General features: G+C 68.1%; 8 protein-coding genes. 3 read left to right on the plus strand and 5 right to left on the minus strand.

Annotated features, from left to right (window positions below; all coding sequences use genetic code 11):
- A partial coding sequence (locus ACFHWU_RS28710; RefSeq protein ID WP_416592236.1) for an RNA-guided endonuclease InsQ/TnpB family protein occupies positions 1–597 on the minus strand: 597 nt, incomplete at its 3' end.
- 26 nt (positions 598–623) lie between these two features.
- Between ACFHWU_RS28710 and tnpA the strand changes: the two genes are divergently transcribed.
- Complete coding sequence (gene tnpA / locus ACFHWU_RS28715) at positions 624–1040, plus strand: IS200/IS605 family transposase (protein WP_416592237.1); 417 nt, start codon at positions 624–626, stop codon at positions 1038–1040.
- A 121-nt stretch (positions 1041–1161) separates the two neighbouring features.
- Here the strand turns inward: tnpA and ACFHWU_RS28720 are convergent, their stop codons facing one another.
- From ACFHWU_RS28720 to ACFHWU_RS28735, 4 genes are all read right to left on the minus strand, one after another.
- Positions 1162–1686 (minus strand): GNAT family N-acetyltransferase, encoded by a 525-nt coding sequence (locus tag ACFHWU_RS28720; RefSeq protein WP_416592238.1) that lies wholly within the window; start codon positions 1684–1686, stop codon positions 1162–1164.
- Between the two features lie 14 nt (positions 1687–1700).
- Positions 1701–1895, minus strand: coding sequence for a DUF397 domain-containing protein (locus ACFHWU_RS28725; RefSeq protein WP_416592239.1), 195 nt, complete (start codon positions 1893–1895; stop codon positions 1701–1703).
- 362 nt (positions 1896–2257) lie between these two features.
- The gene (locus ACFHWU_RS28730; RefSeq protein ID WP_123605197.1) at positions 2258–2452 is read right to left on the minus strand and encodes a DUF397 domain-containing protein; all 195 of its coding nucleotides are present in this window, start codon (positions 2450–2452) and stop codon (positions 2258–2260) included.
- Entirely contained in the window at positions 2439–3212 is a 774-nt protein-coding gene (locus tag ACFHWU_RS28735; protein WP_416567580.1) for a helix-turn-helix domain-containing protein, read from the minus strand. Before ACFHWU_RS28735 ends, ACFHWU_RS28730 begins: the two co-directional genes overlap by 14 nt.
- Before the next feature lie 49 nt (positions 3213–3261).
- Here ACFHWU_RS28735 and ACFHWU_RS28740 point away from each other — a divergent pair, with 49 nt between their 5' ends.
- Entirely contained in the window at positions 3262–3741 is a 480-nt protein-coding gene (locus ACFHWU_RS28740) for a hypothetical protein (RefSeq protein ID WP_416592240.1), read from the plus strand.
- On the plus strand, positions 3731–3865 hold the full coding sequence (locus ACFHWU_RS28745) for a hypothetical protein (RefSeq protein WP_416592241.1): 135 nt from the start codon (positions 3731–3733) through the stop codon (positions 3863–3865). The genes ACFHWU_RS28740 and ACFHWU_RS28745 overlap by 11 nt, the downstream gene beginning before the upstream one ends.
- Positions 3866–3962 lie beyond the last annotated feature (97 nt).

Raw genomic sequence — 3962 nt, forward strand, 5'->3', positions numbered from 1 at the left:
GAAGTGCGTCAGCCCCAGATCGATCCCCACCTCGGCGTCGGTCGGCGGCAACGGCTCGTCCTCGCTGGTCTGCACGACGAACGAGGCGAAATACCTTCCGGCGGCGTCCCGGATGACCGTCACGGACGACGGGTCCGACGGCAGTATCCGGGACCAGCGCACCGCGACATCGCCGATCTTCGGCAGCCGCAGACGACCGTTGTCCAGCACCGTGAACCGGGAGTTACGGGTGAAACGGATGGCCTGCCGGTTGTCCTTACGGGACCGGAACCTCGGCGGCGCCACCACGCGGCCCGTGCGTCTGCCGGTGATCGAGGCGAAGAAGTTGCGGTACGCGGCGTTCAGGTCCGCGAGGGCCTGCTGCAACACCACCGCCGACACCTCGCCCAACCACGCCCGCTCCGGAGTCGCCCTGGCCCGCGTGATGACCCGCCTGGACAACTCGGCGTCCGACACGTACGGCAGGCCCTGCTCGCGTGCGGTCTGCCGTGCGCGCAGCCCGTCGTTGAACACCACCCGGGCGCATCCGAACGCCCGGGCCAGCGCGATCTGCTGGCCGGGTGTCGGATAGACCCGGAACTGGTACCGGAGCTGCACGAACCACACGATATCATCGTTGGTCTATGGCAGAACGTGAGGGTATCCGTACCGGCAGGCACTGCGTCTTCGCGATGCACGTTCATTTGGTTTTCGTGACGAAGTTCCGGCACACGGTGTTCGCCGACCGGCACCTGACCCGCATGGAGGCGATCATGCGGGACGTATGCACGGACTTCGAGGCCGAACTGGTCGAGTTCAACGGCGGCCACAACCACGTCCACCTGCTGGTCGACCACCCACCCAAAGTCGCCGTTTCCCGCCTGGTCAACCCACTCAAGGGCGTCTCGTCGCGCCACCCGCGGCAGGAATTTCCCGACCTCGCCCGCCACTACCACCGGGCCAACAAACTCTGGTCGGGCTCGTACTTCGCCGGCTCCGTCGGCGGCGCGCCACCGAGCATCGTGACGCAGCACATCGAGCAGGAAAACCGGCCAGGTTAGAGCACTGCTCGGGCCCTGGCGGCCCTCCCAGCGCAGGCCTTCACCCCCGGCCTGAAGGCCGGAACACCGGCCCGCATTCCGGTAGCTTCGAGCGTACAGGGTGATCGACCATGATCGAACATCACCCGGTCGTTGGTGACGTATCGAAGCTGAGGCAGATATCTGCAGGTGCGCCCGGCACCGACGCCACCTCGGACCGGTGCCAGTGCGGTCCGACCGCGTCGGTCGCCACCCGCTGCCAGAACGGCTGCGCTCCCGGGTTGTACGCCTGGAAGGCGATCCGCCACCGGCCCGGCCATTCGGCGATGGCCTGACCAGCGGCCACACGTCCCACGCCGGTCCGCCGCAGTGGCCGGACCACGAAGAAATCGTCGATCGAGGCAATCTCATCCGCCCGGCCCGCCATGACGAATCCGCCAAGCTCTCCCGCCACTGTGATCAGCCACGCCCGGGTGTCCGGTTCCGCGCCGGCCAGAAAGCGGTCGAGACGGCGATTGTTGTAGGTGCCGTCCGCGTTCGGCAGGTGACGGTACGCTTCGGCAAGGTCGTACCGGTACAGCTGCCCCAGGTTGCCGAGCACCGCACGGTGCGACCGGTCGACTGGCGTCAGGCCGATCGGCGTCGACGGGAGCTCCGGCGGGCGCATGCCGGCCCCGGTGGTCAGCGTACGGCTGACGGGGTGTGGGTGACGAAGGCGGACCAGGCAGCCGGCGCGAAGGCCAACGTGCCACCAGCCCGGTCCTTCGAATCGCGCACCAGCACCCGGCCCGGCAGGTTGCCGGCGACCTCCACACAGTCGCCACCGTTGGGGCTGCTGCGGCTGGACTTGCGCCAGATCGGCTCACTCGCGTTCATCGATCATCCTCACGATCAGGTCGCGGCCCGGATCCGCGCCGGGTGTGAACGAGTGCCTGGTGTTTGGACTCCCACAGCCACCGTACCTGCGGAGGCAGGACCAAGGTGGGCCAGAGACGGACGAGGGTCGGGCCGTCGAGCCATCGAACGAGATCATCTGCCGTTGTCGCTTCGCGGAGCACCGTCTCGTACATGCTGGCCAGCCGGCGAGGGTTGGCAAGGTACGGGCGCTGGTCGGCGTAGCGCGATCCGGGCGGCGCGGCTCGCGCGGCCGGCCTCGCCCCGGCTGGTGGGACGGGGGCGAGGCCGGTCGGCTGAGCGCACATGCCCAGAGTGCTGGGTGGGGCGGCGTTGGCGGTGGGTCAGCGTACGGCGGACGGGGTGTGGGCGACGAAGGCGGACCAGGCGGCCGGCGCGAAGGCCAGGGTGCCACCGGCACGGTCCTTGGAATCGCGCACCAGCACCCGGCCCGGCAGGTTGTCGGCGACCTCCACGCAGTCGCCGCCGTTGGAGCTGCTGCGGCTGGACTTGCGCCAGATCGGCTCACTCGTGTTCATCGATCATCCTTAGCATCAGGTCACGGCTCTGGCTGACGGTGAGTGCCAGTCCCGACACAGCATCCCACGTCTGTTCCAGGTCGACCACGTCCTGAGCCTCGGTGACGATCCGGCCGCTCAGCTGGTCATCCAGGTAGCAGGCCCGTCGGTCGTTGGGGAGGCAGGCGATGACGAACGCGCCCGCGATCCCGGGGTGCATGCCGACATCGGCGGGGAGCACCCGGATCTGCACATCCGGGCGGTGACCGATGTCGACCAGGTGCTCCAACTGGTCCTTCATGAACGCGCCGGTCAGGCGCAGCACCGCCTCGGCGATGATCGCGGTGAACTGGATGTCCTCGCCGCGGTCCAGCGTAGCCGACTGGCGTTCCAGTCGAACGGCGAGCGCCTCGTCGAGCCGCCGCCGGGTGCGCGGCCCGGCGGTGAGGACGGCGCGGGCGTACGCCTCGGTCTGCAGCAGCCCCGGGATCACCAGCGGCTGGAACGAGCGCAGCACCAGCGCCCGGCGCTCACTCTCCAGCCAGGAGCGCAGCCACAGGGCCTGCGCGTCCTCCCGGGCGGTCCGGGACAGCCGCTGGATCTGGTCACCGGTCTCGTAGATGCGGTCGAGGTCGACGGCGGTGTCCGGCAGCGGGATCGACTTGCCGGTCTCGAACGCGCCGATCAGGGAATTGCTGACCCGGATGGCCTCACCCACCTGGGCCTGGGTCAGGTTGCGCTTGAGGCGCTCACTGCGCAACAGATCCTGAAGTTCACTCATCTCCTGGCCTCCATTGGAATCCATTGGTACGCGCTGGAATGACTGACGCATGGCAATCGGTGAACTGAGTATTCCGTGTCGAGGTCGCACAGTCCAGGGTAGAAATCGCCACAGGCGCTTCGACGACGGCAAGGGAGATCACGTGGTACGCAACGACGGGATCGGCGGCACACCCCGCCTCGCCCGCTACACCTCGATCGGCACGCCGCCCGGCGGAGAAAAGGATCATGATTCGACGCCGAACCGACCGCCACTGCCGGACAGCGTCCACCTGTCAGTTGATCATCCGGTGGTACGGCGGGCGCGGGAGATCGTCAGCACGCATCTGCCGAGCCGACTCGCCGAATGCCGGGTGTGCAATTCCGCCGCGCTCTGCGAGCCGTTCACGAAGGCGCTCGCGGTGCTGCGCCGGCACGATCCGGGAAAGGCCCGACGGGTGATGGCCGTGCTCTATTTCGCCGGCCTGTGGCCTCCGGTGAACCCCGACGACGAAGCCGATGGGAATGGGGATGGTGACGATGTCGCGTGACGAACTGCTCCGTGTCGGCGACACGCTGCGCCTGGGCAAGGCCGACTGGGTGTACGCCGACCGGTCGATGATCGTCCGGGTCGCCGACATCCGCTACGGGCTAGACCCAACGCCGCTCGGTTAAGCCGTTGCGGCGGCGGTCAAGGGTGTGTCGGTCGGACATGGGAAAGCGGAGTTCCTGTAACGAGGTGAGTCACTCCAAGACGCCTCGAGACCAGGAA

Origin of the sequence: Micromonospora sp. LOL_015, assembly GCF_048060275.1 — a bacterium.
In the GTDB taxonomy this organism is placed as follows: Bacteria; Actinomycetota; Actinomycetes; order Mycobacteriales; family Micromonosporaceae; genus Micromonospora_E.

Excerpts from the sequence above, each read along its gene's own strand:
- tnpA (WP_416592237.1), top strand. The coding sequence starts at position 624 with ATGGCAGAACGTGAGGGTATCCGTACCGGCAGGCACTGCGTCTTCGCG.
- ACFHWU_RS28720 (WP_416592238.1), bottom strand. The coding sequence starts at position 1,686 with ATGCGCCCGCCGGAGCTCCCGTCGACGCCGATCGGCCTGACGCCAGTC.
- ACFHWU_RS28725 (WP_416592239.1), bottom strand. The coding sequence starts at position 1,895 with ATGAACGCGAGTGAGCCGATCTGGCGCAAGTCCAGCCGCAGCAGCCCC.
- ACFHWU_RS28730 (WP_123605197.1), bottom strand. The coding sequence starts at position 2,452 with ATGAACACGAGTGAGCCGATCTGGCGCAAGTCCAGCCGCAGCAGCTCC.
- ACFHWU_RS28735 (WP_416567580.1), bottom strand. The coding sequence starts at position 3,212 with ATGAGTGAACTTCAGGATCTGTTGCGCAGTGAGCGCCTCAAGCGCAAC.
- ACFHWU_RS28740 (WP_416592240.1), top strand. The coding sequence starts at position 3,262 with ATGGCAATCGGTGAACTGAGTATTCCGTGTCGAGGTCGCACAGTCCAG.
- ACFHWU_RS28745 (WP_416592241.1), top strand. The coding sequence starts at position 3,731 with ATGTCGCGTGACGAACTGCTCCGTGTCGGCGACACGCTGCGCCTGGGC.